General features: G+C 72.7%; 16 protein-coding genes and 1 pseudogene. 11 read left to right on the top strand and 6 right to left on the bottom strand.

Features of this window, described 5'->3' with window-relative positions:
- Nucleotides 1-73 precede the first annotated feature (73 nt).
- The 11 genes and pseudogenes from M6G08_RS00525 to M6G08_RS00475 all read left to right on the top strand — a co-directional run bounded on the left by M6G08_RS00525 (nucleotide 74) and on the right by M6G08_RS00475 (nucleotide 12,575).
- Nucleotides 74-1,009, top strand: coding sequence for a carbohydrate ABC transporter permease (locus M6G08_RS00525; RefSeq protein WP_272585206.1), 936 nt, complete (start codon nucleotides 74-76; stop codon nucleotides 1,007-1,009).
- The gene (locus tag M6G08_RS00520; protein WP_272585204.1) at nucleotides 1,006-1,905 is read left to right on the top strand and encodes a carbohydrate ABC transporter permease; all 900 of its coding nucleotides are present in this window, start codon (nucleotides 1,006-1,008) and stop codon (nucleotides 1,903-1,905) included. Before M6G08_RS00525 ends, M6G08_RS00520 begins: the two co-directional genes overlap by 4 nt.
- A complete protein-coding gene (locus M6G08_RS00515; protein ID WP_272585203.1) occupies nucleotides 1,902-3,095 on the top strand; it encodes a Gfo/Idh/MocA family protein in 1,194 nt (397 codons plus the stop codon). The genes M6G08_RS00520 and M6G08_RS00515 overlap by 4 nt, the downstream gene beginning before the upstream one ends.
- A complete protein-coding gene (locus M6G08_RS00510; protein WP_272585202.1) occupies nucleotides 3,092-3,937 on the top strand; it encodes a DUF6807 domain-containing protein in 846 nt (281 codons plus the stop codon). The genes M6G08_RS00515 and M6G08_RS00510 overlap by 4 nt, the downstream gene beginning before the upstream one ends.
- A complete protein-coding gene (locus M6G08_RS00505; RefSeq protein ID WP_272585201.1) occupies nucleotides 3,934-5,466 on the top strand; it encodes a glycoside hydrolase family 43 protein in 1,533 nt (510 codons plus the stop codon). The genes M6G08_RS00510 and M6G08_RS00505 overlap by 4 nt, the downstream gene beginning before the upstream one ends.
- Before the next feature lie 38 nt (nucleotides 5,467-5,504).
- Nucleotides 5,505-6,551 (top strand): annotated as a pseudogene (locus M6G08_RS00500) (pectate lyase family protein); the annotation flags it as partial.
- A gap of 66 nt (nucleotides 6,552-6,617) precedes the next feature.
- Nucleotides 6,618-7,982, top strand: coding sequence for an ABC transporter substrate-binding protein (locus M6G08_RS00495; protein ID WP_272585200.1), 1,365 nt, complete (start codon nucleotides 6,618-6,620; stop codon nucleotides 7,980-7,982).
- A gap of 148 nt (nucleotides 7,983-8,130) precedes the next feature.
- Complete coding sequence (locus tag M6G08_RS00490) at nucleotides 8,131-8,931, top strand: rhamnogalacturonan acetylesterase (protein ID WP_272585199.1); 801 nt, start codon at nucleotides 8,131-8,133, stop codon at nucleotides 8,929-8,931.
- 34 nt (nucleotides 8,932-8,965) lie between these two features.
- Nucleotides 8,966-10,297, top strand: coding sequence for a pectate lyase family protein (locus tag M6G08_RS00485; RefSeq protein ID WP_272585198.1), 1,332 nt, complete (start codon nucleotides 8,966-8,968; stop codon nucleotides 10,295-10,297).
- 81 nt (nucleotides 10,298-10,378) lie between these two features.
- Nucleotides 10,379-11,503: a pectinesterase family protein gene (locus M6G08_RS00480; protein ID WP_272585197.1), complete on the top strand. Its 1,125-nt coding sequence runs from the start codon at nucleotides 10,379-10,381 to the stop codon at nucleotides 11,501-11,503.
- The gene (locus tag M6G08_RS00475) at nucleotides 11,487-12,575 is read left to right on the top strand and encodes a dienelactone hydrolase family protein (protein ID WP_272585196.1); all 1,089 of its coding nucleotides are present in this window, start codon (nucleotides 11,487-11,489) and stop codon (nucleotides 12,573-12,575) included. The genes M6G08_RS00480 and M6G08_RS00475 overlap by 17 nt, the downstream gene beginning before the upstream one ends.
- A 40-nt stretch (nucleotides 12,576-12,615) precedes the next feature.
- Here M6G08_RS00475 and M6G08_RS00470 read toward each other — a convergent pair whose 3' ends face one another.
- From M6G08_RS00470 to M6G08_RS00445, 6 genes are all read right to left on the bottom strand, one after another.
- Nucleotides 12,616-13,377, bottom strand: coding sequence for a hypothetical protein (locus M6G08_RS00470; protein ID WP_272585195.1), 762 nt, complete (start codon nucleotides 13,375-13,377; stop codon nucleotides 12,616-12,618).
- On the bottom strand, nucleotides 13,374-13,940 hold the full coding sequence (locus tag M6G08_RS00465) for a SigE family RNA polymerase sigma factor (protein WP_272585194.1): 567 nt from the start codon (nucleotides 13,938-13,940) through the stop codon (nucleotides 13,374-13,376). Before M6G08_RS00465 ends, M6G08_RS00470 begins: the two co-directional genes overlap by 4 nt.
- Before the next feature lie 152 nt (nucleotides 13,941-14,092).
- Entirely contained in the window at nucleotides 14,093-15,547 is a 1,455-nt protein-coding gene (locus M6G08_RS00460; protein WP_272585193.1) for a peptidoglycan D,D-transpeptidase FtsI family protein, read from the bottom strand.
- A gap of 53 nt (nucleotides 15,548-15,600) precedes the next feature.
- Complete coding sequence (locus tag M6G08_RS00455) at nucleotides 15,601-16,215, bottom strand: response regulator transcription factor (protein ID WP_383144290.1); 615 nt, start codon at nucleotides 16,213-16,215, stop codon at nucleotides 15,601-15,603.
- A 116-nt stretch (nucleotides 16,216-16,331) separates the two neighbouring features.
- Nucleotides 16,332-17,603, bottom strand: a complete 1,272-nt coding sequence (locus M6G08_RS00450; RefSeq protein WP_272585191.1) for a sensor histidine kinase — start codon at nucleotides 17,601-17,603, stop codon at nucleotides 16,332-16,334.
- Nucleotides 17,600-18,601, bottom strand: coding sequence for a hypothetical protein (locus M6G08_RS00445; RefSeq protein WP_272585190.1), 1,002 nt, complete (start codon nucleotides 18,599-18,601; stop codon nucleotides 17,600-17,602). The genes M6G08_RS00450 and M6G08_RS00445 overlap by 4 nt, the downstream gene beginning before the upstream one ends.
- Nucleotides 18,602-18,605: the final 4 nt, after the last annotated feature.

The raw sequence follows: 18,605 nt of genomic DNA, 5'->3' as shown, positions 1-18,605 counted from the left end.
CCGCACACCCCTGCACGCCGAGAAAGCGCTTCCTGCACGACCCACGCACGATGTACCAGAACGGAGAACTGTCATGGCCCAAGCCGCAGCCGTGGCGAAACCGCCCGCGCCACCCCGGCGGCGCCGTGCCTCCGCCACACCGCGCAGGCTCCCGTACCTGCTGATCGCACCGGCCGCCCTGCTGATGCTGGGCTTCATCGCCTACCCGGTCATCAGCGTCTTCTACTACAGCCTGCAGGAGTACAACCCCACCAAGCCGTGGCGGAACGGCTTCGCGGGCCTCGACAACTTCGTCAAGATCTTCACCGACGACCCGATCTTCTGGGACACCCTCGTCTTCAGCGCCAAGTGGGTCTTCGTCGAGGTCGGACTCCAGCTGCTCTTCGGTCTGGCACTGGCGCTCATCGTCAACCAGACCTTCGTCGGCCGGGGCATCGGGCGCGCCCTGGTCTTCTCCCCCTGGGCCGTCTCCGGCGTGCTGACCTCCGCGATCTGGGTGCTGCTCTACAACTCCCAGACCGGCATCACCCGTTACCTCGCCGACCTGGGCATCGGCGACTACGGCACCAGCTGGCTGTCGGACACCTCGACCGTGTTCTCCGCGGCCGTCGTCGCGGACCTGTGGCGCGGCGTGCCCTTCTTCGCGATCCTCATCCTCGCCGACCTCCAGTCCGTCTCGAAGGACCTGTACGAGGCCGCCGAGGTCGACGGGGCCAGCCGGATCAAGCAGTTCTGGCACATCACGCTGCCCCACCTCAAGGACGCCATCATCCTGTCCACGCTGCTGCGCGCGGTGTGGGAGTTCAACAACGTGGACCTGCTCTACACCCTGACCGGCGGCGGACCGGCGGGGGTCACCACGACCCTGCCCCTCTACATCGCCAACACCAGCGTCGACGCCCACGACTTCGGCTACGCGTCGGCCCTCACCACGGTCGCGTTCGTGATCCTGCTCTTCTGCTCGATCGTCTACCTGCGGCTGAGCAAGTTCGGAGGCGAGAACAAGTGATCACCAAGGAGGCCACCGCGCCCGCCCCCGCGCCCGCGCGGGCCGACCACGAACCGCCCCGGCCGGCGAAGAAGCGCCGCCCGGCCTGGGACGAGGTCCCCCGCTGGCAGATCTATCTGCCGCTCGGCGTCTACCTCGTCTTCACCCTCGTCCCGTTCTACTGGATCCTGCTCTTCGCGCTCCGCCCGGCCGGCTCGACCTCGCTCGTGCCCTGGCCGATGACCTTCGACCACTTCGAGAAGGTCTGGAACGACCGGTCCTTCGGCACCTTCTTCGAGAACAGCGTGTACGTCGGACTCGCGACGCTGGTGATGACCACGCTCGTCGCCCTGGCCGGCGGCTACGCCCTCGCCCGGTTCGACTTCAGGGTCAAGCGGGTCTTCATGCTGGCCCTGCTCTGCTCCCAGTTCGTGCCCGGCGCGCTGCTGCTGGTCCCGCTGTTCGAGATCTTCGCCGAACTCCAGCTGATCAACTCACTCGGCAGCGTCATCATCGCCGAGACGGTCTTCCAGCTGCCGCTGTCGATCATCCTGATCAGCAACTTCATCAAGAACGTGCCGTACTCCCTGGAGGAGGCCGCCTGGGTCGACGGCTGCGGGCGGATGCGGGCCTTCCTGGTCGTCGTCCTGCCGCTGCTGCGGCCGGGCCTGATCGCCGTCGGCTCCTTCGCCTTCGTGCACTCCTGGAACCACTTCCTGTTCGCCCTGATGTTCCTCAACAACCAGGACAAGCAGACGATCCCGGTCGGCCTCAACACCCTGATGAGCGCGGACAGCGTCGACCTCGGCGCGCTCGCCGCCGGCGGCATCATCGCGGCCGTGCCCGTCGTCCTGGTCTTCGCCTTCATCCAGAAGTGGCTGATCACCGGCTTCAGCGCGGGGGCGGTGAAGGGATGAGCCCGGTCCCCGCAACGAACCCGATCCCCGCAAGGAGCCCGGTCCCCGTCGTCCTCGCCGGTGCCCGCGGTCACGGCCGCTGGCACGTGGCCAACATCCGCCGCCTGGAACGGGCGGGACTGGTCCGGCTGGCCGGTGTCTGCGAGCTGACCCCGCTGACCGAGGAAGAGGCCGGCGGGCAGGTGCCCGAGCAGTCCGCCGACCTCGGTGCTCTGCTCGACTCCACCGGCGCCCGGATCGCCGTGATCTGCACGCCGATCCCCACCCACACCGACCTCGCGCTGACCGCCGCCCGCCGTGGCGTCCACCTGCTGCTGGAGAAGCCCCCGGCGCCGTCGTACGCCGACTTCCGCCGTATGGCCGACGGGGTCGCCGAGGCCGGGGTGGCCTGCCAGGTCGGGTTCCAGTCGCTGGGCTCGCACGCCGTGCCGGCGATCCGCGCGCTGATCGCCGAGGGCGCGATCGGGGAGGTCGTCGGCATCGGCGGGGCGGGCGCGTGGGTGCGCGACGAGGCGTACTTCCGCCGGGCGCCCTGGGCGGGCCGGCGGCGGCTGGACGGCGCCGACGTCATCGACGGCGTGCTGACCAACCCGCTCGCGCACGCGGTCGCCACCGCCCTCGCCCTCGGCGGCAGCACCCGCGCCGAGGACGTCACCGGCATCGAGACCGAGCTGAGCCACGCCAACGACATCGAGGCCGACGACACCTCCTGCGTACGGATCGGCACCGCGCGCGGCCACCGCGTCACCGTCGCCGCGACCCTGTGCGCGGAACGGGCGGACGAGCCGTACGTCCTGGTGCACGGCAGCAGCGGCCGCGTCACCTTCTGGTACAAACAGGACCGCGTCCTGCTCCAGCGCGGCGGCCACGGCCCCGAGGAGTACGAGTACGGCCGCACCGACCTGCTGGAGAACCTGGTCGCCCATCTCACCGACGGCACGCCCCTGCTGGTGCCGCCCGAGGAGACCGGCGCCTTCATGCGGGTCGTCGAGGCGATCCGCCGGGCCCCCGACCCCGAACAGTTGCCCGACGCCGCCTGGCGCCGCGTCGCCGGAGAGGCCCGCCGCGTGGTCCCCGGCATCGACCAACTGGTGGCCGCGGCGGCCGACACCCTCTCCCTCTACTCCGAACTGGGCGCCCCCTGGGCCCCGCGCACCGAGCACCCGCTGAGCGAGGTGAGCACCCGATGACCGGCCACGACTCCCTGGTCCTGCGCGTGGCGGGCCGCCCCGTCGCCCGCTACGTCACCCGGCCCGAACTGCCCGTCCGGCTCTCCCCACGCCCCTACCTGCACCCGGTCACCACCCTGGCCGGCACGGCCGTGACCGAGTTCAGCCCCGCCGACCACCTCCATCACCTCGGCGTCGGTGTCGCCGTTCCCGACGTCGAGGGGCACAACTTCTGGGGCGGGCGCACCTATGTACGCGACCGGGGGCCGACCGAGCTGGACAACCACGGCGCCCAGCGGCACACCGCCTTCCAGCTCCGCGATCCCGACGGCTTCGTCGAGGAACTGCGCTGGGTCGCCGCCGGTACCGAGTTGCTGCGCGAGCGCCGTACCGTCGCCGCCACCGGCCTGACCGCCACCGCCTGGGCGCTGGACTTCACCTTCTCCCTCACCAACGTCACCCCGGACCCCCTCACCATCGGCAGCCCCGCCACCAACGGGCGCCCCGGCGCGGCCTACGGCGGCTTCTTCTGGCGCGCCCGCAAGGAGGCCACCGCCCCCCGGGTCTTCACCGCCGACCGCGAGGGCGAGCCCGAGGTCCACGGCCGCCGCGCCGACTGGCTCGCGCTGACCGGCGCGACCTGGTCGCTGGTCTTCGCCGGGGCCACCGAGCCCACCCGCCGCGACCCGTGGTTCGTGCGCACCGAGGAGTACCCGGGCGTCGGCTCGTCCCTCGCGTACGACGCACGGCCGGCGATCGCCCCCGGCGACACCCTCGTGCGCCGGATCGTCACCGTCGTCGCCGACGGCCGCCTCGGCCCCGACGACGCCGAGACCCTCGTACGGAAGGCGGTGAGCCAGTGACCCCCGAGCACCCGCGTGCCGAGCCCCGGGACACGTACACCAACCCCGTCCTGAACGCCGACTGGTCCGACCCGGACGTGGTCCGCGTCGGCGACGACTTCTACCTCACCGCCTCCAGCTTCGGCCGCGTCCCCGGCCTGCCCCTCCTGCACTCCCGCGACCTGGTCAACTGGACGCTGGTCGGGCACGCCCTGCCCCGCCTGGAACCGGCGGAGGCCTTCGCGACGCCGCGCCACGACTGCGGCGTCTGGGCCCCGTCCCTGCGCCACCACGCCGACCGCTTCTGGATCTTCTGGGGCGACCCCGACCACGGGATCTTCCAGGTCAACGCCCCCGGGATCCGGGGCCCGTGGACGGCGCCGCACCTGGTGAAGGCGGGCAGGGGCCTGATCGACCCGTGCCCGCTGTGGGACGACGAGACGGGCGAGGCGTACCTCGTGCACGCCTGGGCCCGCTCCCGCTCCGGGATCAAGAACCGCCTCACCGGCCACCGCATGCGCCCCGACGCCACCGGACTCCTCGACGAGGGCAAGGTGATCGTCGACGCCGACCGCATCCCCGGCTGGTTCACCCTGGAGGGCCCCAAGCTCTACAAGCACGACGGCCGGTTCTGGATACTCGCCCCCGCCGGGGGAGTGGAGACCGGCTGGCAGGGCGCCTTCCGCTCCCGCGACTTCTTCGGCCCGTACGAGGAGAAGGTCGTCCTCGAACAGCGGGACACCGACGTCAACGGCCCCCACCAGGGCGGCTGGGTGCGCACCGGGGCCGGCGAGGACTGGTTCCTGCACTTCCAGCAGCGCGGGGCGTACGGCAGGGTGGTCCACCTCCAGCCGGTGACCTGGGCGGAGGGAGGCTGGCCGGTGATGGGCGACGACGGTGCCCCGGTCACCGGGCACGCCCGTCCCGCCCTGCCCCCGCAGCCGCCGGCCGCGCCCGCGACCGACGACGACTTCCCCGGCGGACGGTTCGGCCGCCAGTGGTCCTGGACCGCCAACCCCCGCGACGGCTGGGCCACGCAGCACTCCGGGGACGGGCTGCGGCTGGCCTGCGTCCGCTCGGCCGACGCGCACGACCTGCGCCGGCTGCCGAACGTGCTCACCCAGCGGCTGCCCGGCGTCCCCTCGGTTGTCGAGGTCGACCTGCGCCTGGACGCCGAGGAGCCGGGTGCGCGGGCCGGGCTGGCGGTGCTCGGCGACGCCTACCGCTGGATCGGGCTCCAGCGGGACGCGGACGGGGCCGTGCACCTGGTCCACCGGTTCGCCGAGACGGTCGCGGAGACCGAGCGGGACGCCGACCACCCGCGTCCCGCCCCCGGGGGCCGGGTCCGGCTGCGGATCGAGACGGTGCCCGGCGCGCGCTGCCGCCTCTCCTGCGACCTGGGCGACGGCCACCGCCCCACCGGCCGGGAATTCGCCGCCACCCCCTGGCGCTGGGTGGGCGCCCTGCTCGGTCTGTTCGCGCTCGCGCCCGCCGGCGAGGGGCACGCCGGCACCGCCACCTTCACCCGGTTCCGGATCGGACCCCGGTAACCACCGACCTCATCCGCACGCCTGTTGGGAGAGCCGCAATGACGCACCTCCGTCGCAAGCGCTTGCCGGGCACGGGCACCGGCAGGGCGCTGGCCGCCGTACTCGGCCTGGTCGCCGCCCTGGCCCTGGGGACGGCCGGGGAGGCCCGGGCCGTCCCGGCCGAGGGGACGGCAGCGCCCCGCCACTCCGACCGGCCGCACGGTTTCGCCTCCCTCGCCGGCGGCACCACCGGCGGCGCGGGCGGCGAGGTCGTCACCGTCACCGACCAGGCGGCGCTGGCGAAGTACGCGGCGGCCGAGGAGCCGTACGTGATCCGGGTGGCGGGCTCGATCGAGGTCGCGCCCTTCGGTTCGGACATCCTGGTCGCCTCCGACAAGACGATCGTCGGCGTCGGCGACACCGGCGAGATCGTCCACGGCGAACTCCACCTGGACCCGGGCACGCACAATGTCATCATCCGGAACCTGACCATCCGCGACAGCTACGTCGAGGGCGACTGGGACGGCAAGACCAACGACTTCGACGCGATCCAGATGGACTCCGTCCACCACGTCTGGATCGACCACAACCGCCTCACGCGGACGGGCGACGGACTGCTCGACATCCGCAAGGACAGCGAGTACATCACCGTCTCCTACAACCGGTTCGAGAACCACAACAAGGCGCTCGGCATCGGCTGGACGGACAACGTCCGCACCCAGATCACCATCGACCACAACTGGTTCACCGGCACCAAGCAGCGCAACCCGTCCGCCGACAACTGCGCCTACGCGCACCTCTACAACAACTACCTCTCCGCCCAGGTGTCCGACGGCGATCCGCAGTGGACGTACGGGAACTGGGCGCGCGGCGCGACCCGGATGGTCATCGAGAACAGCTACTACGACGGCGTCCAGCACCCGTACCAGGCGGACGCCACCGCGGAACTGGTGCAGCGCGGATCGGTCCTCGAGAACACGACCGGCCGGCACGACGCGTGGGGCGACGCCTTCGAACCGGGCGACTTCTACCCGTACCGGCTGGACCCGGCGGCCGCCGTCCCGGCGCTGGTCAAGCGCTTCTCCGGGCCGCAGAAGCACCTCGGCGCCCACGCACTCACCCACTGATCCCCCCCCACGTGTCCAGCACGTCCGAAAGAAGAGAGCCGACCAATGAAGATCAGCAATCGCAGCAGCAGAGGCACGCGCGCGGGCCGGACCTCCGCCGCCGTGGCCCTGGGGGCCGTACTCGCGCTGACCGCCACCGCCTGCGGTGACGACGGCAGCGGGGCGGGCGGCGACAAGGGCGCCGAGGGCAGCGGCACGGGGAAGATCACCTTCTGGGACAACAACGGCGGTATCCGTACGGCCGTCTGGAAGGAGATCATCGCCGACTTCGAGAAGGCGAACCCGGACATCGACGTCGAGTACGTCGGGATCGCCGCCACCGAGTACCAGTCGAAGGTCGACACCGCCATCCAGGGCGGCGGCCTGCCGGACGTCGGCGGTGTGGGCGCGGCGATGCTGGCCGGCTTCTCCGCCCAGGGCGCCCTCGAACCGCTGGACGACCGGCTCGCGAAGTCCTCCCTGAGCGGCAAGCTCAACAAGGACATGGTCGAGTCCCTGAAGGCGGCCGGGGGCGGCGACGGCACGCTGTTCTCGGTGCCGACCTCCGCCAACAACGGCGTCCTCTACTACCGGACCGACCTGTTCGAGAAGGCCGGGCTGGACGCGCCGACGACGTGGGACAAGTTCTACGACGCCGCCGAGAAGCTGACCGACGAGGACCAGAACGAGTTCGGTTACACCATCCGCGGCGGGTCGGGATCGATCGCCCAGGCGCTCGACGCCATGTACGGGCAGTCCGGCATCACCTCGTTCTGGAGCGAGGACAAGAAGACGACGACGGTAAACGACCCGAAGAACGTCGAGGCGCTGGAGAAGTACGCGGCCCTCTACAAGAAGGTCACGCCGGCCGCCGACGTCAACAACGACTTCGCCAAGATGACCGCCCAGTGGGACACCGGCACGATCGGCATGCTCAACCACAACCTGGGCTCCTACCAGGACCACGTGAAGGCGCTCGGCGTCGAGAAGTTCCGCGGCATCCCGCAGCCGGTCGGCGCCTCCGGCAAGCGGGTCCAGGTCTCCAACCCGGTCGACGGGCTCGGCATCTTCAAGAGCTCCAAGAACAAGGAGGCCGCCTGGAAGTTCATCGAGTTCGCCACGTCGCACGAGCAGAACTCGCGGTTCAACGAGTCGGCGGGGCAGGTGCCGTCGAACACGGAGGCCGCGAAGGACGCGTGGATCCAGAAGGCGGAGCCGACGAAGCTGGCGGCGGACGCGCTGAACGACGGGTCCACGACCATCGTCCAGCTGCCGTACTACCTGCCGGACTGGAACACGCTGTCCAAGTCGGAGAGTGAGCCGGGGTTCCAGAAGGTGCTGCTCGATGAGATGAGCGCGAAGGACTTTCTGGACGACCTGGCCGAGAAGCTGAACGAGGCGCAGGCGGAGTGGACCGAGCAGATGGGTTAGTTCTTTCCGGGTTTCGCCGTGGGGCGGTCCGTTGTGCGCGGGCTGCGGGCCGTCCCTGGCTGGTCGCGCCCACGCGGCGGAGCCGCACATCGATACAGCCCCGCGCCCCTTGGGTGAGTCACCTTCCCCCTTCTGAAAGGTACCCAGCGTGGTCCTCAGCCGAAGACAAGTCACCGCGGCCGCCGTCTCGGCCGTTCCTCTGGCGGTCGCCGCCGCCGGTACCGCACGTGCCGGCGGGCACCGCCCCCGCACCCTCTACATCGCCGGTGATTCCACCGCCGCGCAGAAATACGCCGACGCCGCGCCCGAGACCGGATGGGGGATGGCGTTGCCCTTCTTCCTTCGCAAGGGGCTCCGGGTCGCCAACCACGCCGTGAACGGGCGGAGTTCCAAGAGCTTCGTCGACGAGGGGCGGCTGGACGTCGTCCTCGACGCGATCCGGCCCGGCGACTTCCTGCTGATCCAGTTCGCGCACAACGACGAGAAGGCGGCGGACCCCGCCCGCTACACCGAGCCCTGGACGACGTACCAGAACCATCTGCGGCTGTACGTCGACGGGGCGCGGGCCCGCGGGGCGCGGCCGGTGCTGGCCACGCCCGTCGAGCGGCGGCGGTTCGACGCGGCGGGCGACGCGCGGCCGAGCCACGGGGAGTACCCGGCGGCGATGCGGGCGCTCGCCCGTCAGGAGGGCGTGGCCCTGCTCGACGTCCAGGCGTTGTCGCTCGCGCTGTGGCAGCGGCTCGGTGCCGAGGAGACCAAGGCGTACTTCAACTGGACCGCCACCGAGCAGGACAACACCCACTTCAACCCGCCCGGTGCGATCGCGGTCGCCCGGCTCGTCGCGCGGGAGCTGCTGCGCACGCGGGTGCTGGCGCACCGGGACGTGCGCCGGCTGGACGAGGAGGTCCCCGAGTCCTGGATCGAATGGCCCGCAGCGGACCTCGCGTAACACCCACCGACCTCCGGAAAAGGAGAGCCGCACCATGAGCACATCGAGATGGCATGGGCATGCCATGAAGAGAACCGCCGCGCTCGTCGGCTGCACCGCCCTCGTCCTGAGCCTCACCGCCGCCACCGCGCAGGCCCGCCCCGGCCACCACCCCCGCGACACCGCCCGGCAGACCCTGCCGGCCAACGACGGCTGGGCCTCCCACGGCACCGGTACCACCGGCGGGGCGGACGCCGCCCGGGAGCGCGTCTTCACCGTCTCCACCTGGGCCGAGTTCAAGGCCGCCCTCGCGGTGGAGGGCACCGCGCCGCGGATCGTCAAGGTGAAGGGCACGATCGACGCCGTGTCCGAGGGCTGCGAGGCCTTCGCCGCGCCCGGCTACGACTTCGACGCTTACCTGGAGAAGTACGCACCGGAGAGCTGGGGCAGGGAGACCGACCTGAGCGACGAGCCCGACGACAGCCCCGAGGGGCTGCGCCGTGCCTCGGCCGAGCGGCAGGACCGGTCCATCAAGGCGAGCGTTCCCTCCAACACCACCATCATCGGCGTGGGCCGCGACGCCGGGCTCAAGGGCGCCAGCCTCCAGATCAAGGGCGTGGACAACGTCATCGTCCGCAACCTGACCTTCGAGAGCCCCGTGGACTGCTTCCCGCAGTGGGACCCCACCGACGGGGACAAGGGCAACTGGAACTCCGAGTACGACAGCGCCGTGGTGTACGGCTCGACGCACGTCTGGCTGGACCACAACACCTTCACCGACGGCGAGCACCCCGACAGCGCCGCGCCCACCTACTTCGGCATGCTGTACCAGCAGCACGACGGCCAGCTCGACATCGTGAAGGGCGCCGACTACGTCACCGCCTCCTGGAACGTCTTCACCGAGCACGACAAGACGATCCTCATCGGCAACAGCGACAGCGAGTCGACGGCTGCCGTCGACCGCGGCCACCTGAAGACGACCTTCCACCACAACCTCTTCAAGGACCTCGTCGAGCGCGCGCCCCGGGTGCGGTTCGGCCAGGTCGACGTCTACAACAACCACTTCGTGGCCGGCGAGGACTACTCCTACAGCTTCGGCGTCGGCAAGGAGTCCCAGCTCGTCGCCGAGCACAACGCCTTCACCCTGCCGGACGGCGTCAGCCCCGCGAAGGTGCTCAAGAAGTGGAGCGAGGCGCCGGTCACCGCCGCGCACAACCGGGTCAACGGCCGCTCCGTCGACCTGATCGCCGTGCACAACGCCCAGATCCCGGACGAGACCCTCCAGTCGGGCGCGGGCTGGACACCCACCCTGCGCACCAAGGTCCTCCCCGCCTGGGCCGTCCCCTTCGTCGTCGGCCACGGCGCGGGCGCCGGCCGCCTGCGCTGACGCCCGCCCCCGAACCGGGCCGGGGCGCCCGCACCGCCCCGGCCCTCCCCTCCCTCCCGCGCCCCGAAGGAGAGCACCCGCATGCCCCGACCCGCCCTGTCCCGCCGAGGCTTCCTCCTGACCACCGCCGCCACGGGCGCCGCCGTCGGCCTCGCGGCCGGCCCGGCCGCCGCCGGCCCCCGTCGCCCGCGCCCGTTCGGCCGGTACGGCTCGCCGGCCGACCGCCGCACCCCGAAGACCCTGTACGTCGACCCGCACGGACGGGGCGACTTCACCTCCGTCCAAGCCGCCGTGACCGCGGCCGAGGGCCCCGGCTGGACGCTGGTCCTCGCACCCGGCACCTACCGCGAGACGGTGTCCGTGGCCGCCGACCGCACCGACGCGACCTGGATCGGCGCCTCCCACGACCCCCGTGACGTCGTCATCGTCTACGACAACGCGGCCGGCACCCCCAAGCCGGACGGCTCCGGCAACCACGGCACCAGCGGGTCGGCCACCACCACCGTGCGGGCCGACGGCTTCACCGCCCACCGGATCACCTTCGCCAACGACTGGCTGCGCGCCGACCACCCCGGCCTCAGCGGCACCCAGGCCGTAGCCATCAAGGTCCAGGGCGACCGCAGCGCCTTCCACCACTGCCGCTTCCTCGGCCACCAGGACACCCTCTACGCCGACACCCGCGACCTCGGCCACTTCGCCCGCCAGTACTTCGCCCACTGCTACGTCGAGGGCGACGTCGACTTCGTCTTCGGCCGGGCCACGGCCGTGTACGAGGACTGCCACTTCCGCACCCTGGTCCGCACCGACCTGTCCGGCGCCCCGTACGGCTTCGTCTTCGCGCCGTCCACCGCGGGCGCCAACCCGCGCGGCTACCTGGTGACGCGGGGCCGGATCACCAGCGAGGCCCCCGACGGCTACTACAAGCTGGCCCGCCCCTGGGTGCCCAGCTCCGACACCACCGCCCGCCCCATGCTCACCGTGCGCGAGACGCGCCTCGGCGCGGGCATCGACGCGGTGGCGCCGTACGCCAACATGCGGGACGCCCACCCCTGGCAGGAGCAGCGGTTCGCCGAGTACCGCAACACCGGACCGGGCGCCGCGGTCACCGTGCCGGAGAACCGGCCCCAGCTCACCCGCGCCGAGGCCGCCGCCCACACGCGGGAGGCGTACCTCGGCGACTGGCGGCCGTATGACCGCCGGAGGTGATCCGCCCGGTGTGCTCCCCGGCTTCCACCCGGCGCTCAAGGACGAGCTGACCTTCCCGCTCGCCTGGGGCACCTCGCCGGTCCGGGACTTCGAGGCGTGGCGGCGCACCGCCCGCGCCACCGTGGAGGCGCACCTCCTCGTCGACCGGCAGGACGACACCCCGTACGCCCCCGAGTCCACCGCCCGCGAGGACGGCGACGGGTACACGCGGGAGCTGGTCACCCTCTCCCTGACCCGGTACGGACGGGTCCGCGGCGCCCTGCTCACCCCGCGGGGCCCCGGGCCCTTCCCGGCCGTCCTGTTCCTGCACGACCACGGCTCGCGTTTCGACATCGGCAAGGAGAAGGCGGTCCGGCCCTGGTACGACGACACCCGGCTCGCCGCCGCCGAGGAGTGGGCGGACCGGCACTTCGACGGGCGCTTCCCGGGCGACGAACTGGCCCGGCGGGGCTACGTGGTGTTCTGCGCGGACGCCCTGGGCTGGGGCGACCGCGAACCGCTCGCCTACGAGCGGCAGCAGGCCCTCGCGAGCAACCTCTTCCACCTCGGCAGCTCGCTGGCCGGGCTGCTGGCCCGCGAGGACCAGCGCGCCGCCGGCTTCCTGGCCGGCCTCGACCGGGTGGACGCCCGCCGGGTCGCGGCCGTCGGCTTCTCCATGGGCGGCTACCGCGCCTGGCAGGCCGCCGCCCTCAGCGACGACGTCGCCGCCGCGGTGAGCGTGTGCTGGATGACCGGCCTCAAGGGCTTGCTGGTGCCCGGCAGCAACACCCTGCGCGGGCAGTCGGCGTTCCACATGCTGCACCCCGGGCTCGCCCGCCACCTCGACCTGCCCGACGTGGCGAGCATCGCCGCGCCGAAGCCCATGCTCTTCCTCGGCGGAGGACGGGACCCGCTGTTCACCGCCGAGGGCGTCCGCACCGCCCACACCCGGCTGCGCGCCGTCTGGCACTCGCTCGGCGCCGCCGGCCGGCTGCGCACCGAGACCTGGCCGGAGGCAGGACACGCCTTCCCCGGGCGCATGCAGGAGGCCGCCTTCGCGTGGCTGGATTCGGTCACCGGCATCCGGTCCTGAAACGGGGAACGCCCCGCCGGTCGTTTCACGAACCGCTGGCTCACGAACCGCCGTCGCGGGCTGCGAAGTCACCCCGCACCGAGAGCCCGCCGGACCCGGCGGCGGCCGTCGCGGTGTAGCGGTCGGCCTGCGCGTCCCGGCCCCCGCGGGCGTGGTCGTACTGGCCGGCGAACACCCACTCGCCCGCCGGGACCGTACGGCCCTCCTTCAGCGTCCACCGGTACACCAGGAAGCCGTCCCGCTCGCCGACGGCGAAGTCGAAGTCGTCCTCGGGCAGGGAGCGCCAGGCGCCGGTCGAGGTGACCCCGCCGGTCTGCGCCACCCTCAGTTCCACGGTGAGCGCGGTCAGGGCCTCGGCGGTCCTGAGGGTGACGTTGTTCTGCGCCCAGAACTCGTTGCTGTGCGGGTCCACCGCGCCGTTCGACCACAGCGGGCCGTCGGCCGCGGCGGAGGCGGGCGGACGGGAAGGGACGGGGGCGTCCGGGGCCTTCGAGCCGGGTGCGGTGCTCGGGGTCGACGAGGCGGCGGCGACTGAACGCCGCTCGGGAGCGTCGTCCTTCAGCGCGGAGGCGACCGCGTAGCCGCCGACGGCGAGGACCCCCGCCACGGCGGCCGTCGCCCCGGCCACCCGCGCCCAGCCCGGCAGCGGCGGACGCGTCGTCCGGTGGTGGACCGGGCGGCCCCCGCCCGCCATGCCGCGCTCCACCCGCGTCAGGATGCGCGCCCGGTCGGGCCGGTGCGCCCCGGCCGCCTCGTGCAGCCGGGCCCGCAGCTCCTCGTCCACGTCCCGCCGCCCGGTCATCGGTTCCTTCCCGCGGTCCCGCCACTGCGCGCGATCGCCGCGTGCACCTGCCCGACGGCCGCCCGCGTGCCCAGCAGCCGCTGTAATTCGGCCATCCCCTTCGACGTCTGGCTCTTCACCGTACCCACCGAGACGCCCAGGGCGAGCGCCGTGTCCTTCTCCGAGAGGTCGAACGCATGGCGCAGCACCACGCACGCCCGCTTGCGGAACGGCAGCCGGCGCAGCGCCTCCTGCACGTCCACCACCCCGGCGACGTCCGGGTTCTCCGTCCTCTCCTCGCGCTGCGACCAGAACAGGGCGACCCGTCTGCGCTCGCGCACGGCGGTGCGGACGCGGGTACGGGCGAGGTTGGCGACGACGCCGCGCGCGTACGCCGCCGGACGGTCGGCGGCGCGGACCCGGTCCCAGCGGTGCCACAGGGCCAGCAGGGCGTCCGCCGCGAGGTCGTCGGCGGCGTCCGGTTCGCCGGTCAGCAGGTGGGCGAGCCGGGCGAGTTCCGCGTAGTGGCGCTCGAAGAAGGCGTGGAACTCCGCGGAGGCGGCGTCGTCGACGAACGTCCCCACGGGCGGACCCTCCTCGCAGCGGCTTCCCCGGCGTCGAACAGCCGTGCGCCGGGCCGGAGTCCGGAACTGTAGCAGCGTTCGACGCACCACCTGTACGGTGCGTCGAACGCCGTGTGACAAGCCGAACCGGCCGCGGAAGCCTGCCCGTCGGGTCAGGTCTTGAGCGCGGCCTCCATCATCGCCTTGGCCACCGGGGCGGCCAGGCCGTTGCCGCTGACCTCGGAGCGGGCCGCGTCGGACTGCTCGATGATGACCGCCACGGCCACCTCCCGGTCCGAGGAGTCCGACTCGGCGTACGAGGTGAACCAGGCGTACGGGGTCTTGCTGTTGTTCTCACCGTGCTGGGCGGTGCCCGTCTTGCCGCCCACGGTCGCGCCGGAGATCTGCGCGTTCGACCCCGTGCCCTTCTCGACGACGGTCTGCATCGCCGACCGCAGCTGCTCGGCCGTGTCGGAGGAAACGATTCGCTTCGAGTCGGGGTCGGTGTGGTCCTCCAGGACCTCGCCGCCGCTGTCGGTGATCTGCGACACCATGTGCGGCGAGACCAGCTCGCCGCCGTTGGCGAGCGCCGCCGACACCATGGCCATCTGCAGCGGGGTCGCCGTCACGTCGAACTGGCCGATGCCCGTCAGCGCCGTCGACGACGCGTTCATGTCCTTCGGGTACACGCTGGTGTAGGCGCGCACCGGCACGTCCTGCGTCTCGTCGTTGAAGCCGAACTTCTCGGCCATCGCCCGCACCTTGTCCTGGCCGAGGTCGACGGCCATCTTCGCGAAGACGTTGTTGCACGAGTACCGCAGCGCGGTGCGGATCGTGGCGTCCTCGCAGGGCGCGTTCGGGTTCTCGTTCGTCAGGTCGGTCACGGTGCCCGGCAGCCGGTACGGGTCCGGGCTGTCGGTCTTCTCGTCCACCGACCCGTACAGCCCGTCCTCCAGTGCGGCGGCCGCCACCACCAGCTTGAACGTCGAGCCCGGCGGCAGCGGCTGGCGCAGGGCGCGGTTGGTCAGCGGCTTGTCCGGGTCGCCGGTCAGCCTCTCCCAGGCCTCACCGGCGGTGTTGGCGTCGGTCAGCGACGTCGGGTCGTACGACGGGGTCGACACGACCGCCAGGATCTCGCCGGTCTTAGGGTCGATCGCGACGGCGGCTCCCTTGGTCTCGCCCAGCGCCTCGAATCCGGCCTTCTGGACGGCCGGGTCGATGGTCGTGACCACGTTGCCCGGCTCGGCGCGGGTGCCGGTGACCGTGTCCATCACGGTCTTCAGCCGCGGGTCGGTGCCGTTGAGCACGTCCTGGTAGATGCCCTCCAGCTGCGTCGGCGCGTACGCCTGCGAGGCGTAGCCCGTCACCGCGGCGTACAGCTTGCCGTTCTCGTACGTCCGCTTGTACGCGAGGTCACCCCCCTCCGTGGGTGCCGAGCCGGTGACCGACCGGCCGGCCACGATGATGTTCCCCAGCGGCTCCGCGTACGTCTCGATCGCGTTGCGCCGGTTTTCGTTGTCGTCCGCGAGTGCCTCGGCCTTGTAGAACTGCACCCAGGTCGCTCTGACCAGCAGAGCGAACACCAGGAGCAGCGTGAAGACCGATGCGCGCCTGATCGTCTTGTTCATCCCGCTTGCTGGACGAACGGGGCGGAGCGAATCGTTCCCGTGTGCCCGTTTTCTCATCGTCCGTTCATGAAGCCGGCCTCGTAGGCCCGGATGACCGCCTGGGTGCGGTCGCGGCTGCCGGTCTTCGCCAGCACCGACGCCACATGGGTCTTCACCGTGGCCGGCCCCACCCGCATGCGCCCGGCGATCTCGGCGTTGGTCAGCCCGGTCGCCATCAGGCGCAGCACCTCGGCCTCGCGTCCGGTGAGCCGTGCCGCCCACGCCGGCGGGGCGGGGTTGGCGCGCGCGTGCTCGGCCGCCAGCGCGCGCACCGCCGACGGGAACAGCAGCGTGTCGCTGTGCGCCACCAGCCGCACCGCCCCGACGAGCGTGTCGGCGTCGGCACGCTTGAGCAGGAAACCGGCGGCCCCCGCGCGCAGGGCGTCGTAGACGTACGCGTCGTTCTCGAAGGTGGTGACGACCACGACGCGGGGCGGGTCGGCGAGCGTGGCGAGGATCTGCTCGGTGGCGCGGATGCCGTCGGTCCCGGGCATGCGGACGTCCATCAGGACCACGTCCGGCAGGGTCTCCCGCACGACCGAGACGGCCTCGGCCCCGGTGGCCGCCTCGCCCGCGACCTCCAGGTCCGGCTCGGCGGAGAGGATGGCGCGCAGGGCGGTGCGGACCATGCGCTCGTCGTCGGCGAGGACGATCCGGACGGGCGGGCGGGCCGCCCGGTCCGCTGCGGTCTCCTGCGATGCCGTCACACGGTCTCCTTCGGTCTTCTCCCGCGTACCGCGGTCGGTCATGTGGTGCTCGCCAGGGGCAGCCGTACGTGCAGGCGCCACGTCCGGCCGACGGGACCCGCTTCCGCCACCCCGCCCAGCAGGCGGGCCCGGTCGGCGATGCCGCGCAGGCCGTGCCCGCCGCCGGGGCGCGGGACGCCGCCGGACGGGTGGGCCGCCCCGCCCGCCGGGCCGACGGGGTTCTCGACGGTGATCCGCAGCTGACCGTCCCGCACCTCCACGCACAGGGTCACGGTGACCTGGCCGCCCGCGTGCCGCAGCGCGTTGCTCAGTCCCTCCTGCACGATGCGGTACGCCTCCCGGGACACCGGCGGCGGCAGCGCTCGCGGGTCGGCGGCGACGGTGGCCGTGACCCGCAGTCCGCCCGCCCGGGTGCGGTCCAGCAGGCCGTCGAGGTCGGCGGCGAGGGTGGGGGCGGGCGCGGTGCCGGGCGCGTCGCCGTCGCGCAGGACGCCCAGCACGGCGTCGAGTTCGCCGACCGTGCGCCGCGTGGTGTCCTCGATCGCGGCGAGGGCCTCGCGGACGAACCCCGGGTCGGAGTCCAGCAGCCGGCGGGCCGCGCTCGCCTGGAGGGTGACCGCGCTCAGGGCGTGGCCCACGGAGTCGTGCAGTTCGCGGGCCAGCCGGTTGCGGACGGCGAGGTCGGCGGCGCGTGCCTCGGCCGCCGCCACCCGGTCCTCGGGGGAGGGGCCGAGCAGGGCGGGCGCCCACCGGGCCAGCAGCGTGCCGCACCCGGCGGCGCACGCGGCGAGCGCGACCAGCATCACGGCACCCGCGACCGGCGCGAGCACGAGCGCCCACGCGTGGTCGAGAAAGGCGGGCAGCCCCGGGTCGTCGCGCAGTGCCGGGACGAACGGCAGCACGATCAGCGCCGCCGCGAACGGCGGCACCGCCAGCGACATCCCCGCGACGATGCCGCCGAGGCCGAGGTGGAGCGTGAACCAGGCCGCCGTGCGCCCCTTCTCGCCCTTCGTCCGGGCGGGCCCGTACGCCAGCCGGTCGGCCCCGACCCCGCACAGCCACCGCACCACGCCGGACTCCAGGGGGCGGGTGAGCGGGAACAGCGAGGTGACCGCGGCGAGCGGCAGGCCCACCGCGAACGAGGCCAACTGGAGGGTGAGCGACCCGAAGACGTCGTCGACGCCGGTGAACGGGCCGACGACGACCGAGCCGACGAGGACGTACGGCATGGCGAGCGCGCCGCCGAGGATGAGGTGGATCCACCGCAGCCGGGCCCGCCGCCCGAACAGGAGCCGGAGGAGAGCGGTCACGGCCGGACGCGGGACGTGGCCGACCGCCGGGCGAGGAAGTGGGCGCCGACTGAGGCGAGGAGCAGGCCGACGGTCATCTGACCAGCGTAGGTGAAGGTCATCAGCGCTGTGGGGCGCTCCGCGGAATCGTCGGCCGGCAGCAGCGCCGCGAGCAGCACCCAGCCGCCCCAGCAGGCCGCGGCGCCGGAGCCCGCCCAGGACGAGGCGAGCGGCACCTTGACCGGCAGGACCCGCGCGCCGCGGAAGGCGAGCAGCAGGGTCCCGGCGACCGCCGCCGCCAGGAAGGCGACGTGCATGGCCTCCAGCGCCCGGAAGCCGGCGGTGCGTTCCCCGTCCCCGAGCCCCGTGGCGCCGCCGCACGCCCAGTACAGCCGGACCGCGACCGGGAACGACGCGAGGACCGCACCGACGACGGCGAGCACCTTGTACGGCGCCCCGACGGAGCGCGCCGGCAGGTCCCGCACCCGACCGCGCCACAGGTGCCCCCAGCGGCCACGCGCGTAGCGCACGAACAGCGCCCCCAGGGCCAGTCCCTGCACGATGAACCCGGTGTAGACGACCGTGAACACCCATGGGTCGAGGAAGGGTTCGCGATCCGAGCCCGACGCGGACACGTCGTCCCCGCCGAACGCCCGCGTCAGGAGCTGCAACGGAAACCCGGCCATGATCGGCGCGAGCAGCCCCGTGGCGACCCACACCGGGGAGGCCAGCGCCCACGCGGGCACCCGCAGTCCCCAGGGACGGGTCAGCACCAGGGCCAGCACGATCACGCAGCTGTCCAGCAGCAGGGTCAGTGCGTTGCCCACCGCCATGGCCACCCGGTGCTCCAGCAGCACGCTGCCGTCCGGGATGCCGATGTGACTCCCGGCGATCCAGGCGGCCTTGAGCCCTAGGTAGGGAAGGCAGGCGGCGACGGCGACGGCCCGCAGCAGCCGGAGTGTCCGGGCGGTACGGCGGCCGGGGGCCGGTGCGGAAGCGGATGCGAGCGTCTGCGTCATGGCT

It is taken from the genome of Streptomyces sp. M92 (genome assembly GCF_028473745.1).
Lineage (GTDB): Bacteria > Actinomycetota > Actinomycetes > Streptomycetales > Streptomycetaceae > Streptomyces.
Note: the sequence above shows the minus strand (reverse complement) of the source record. Positions and strands in the feature narration are given on the sequence as shown.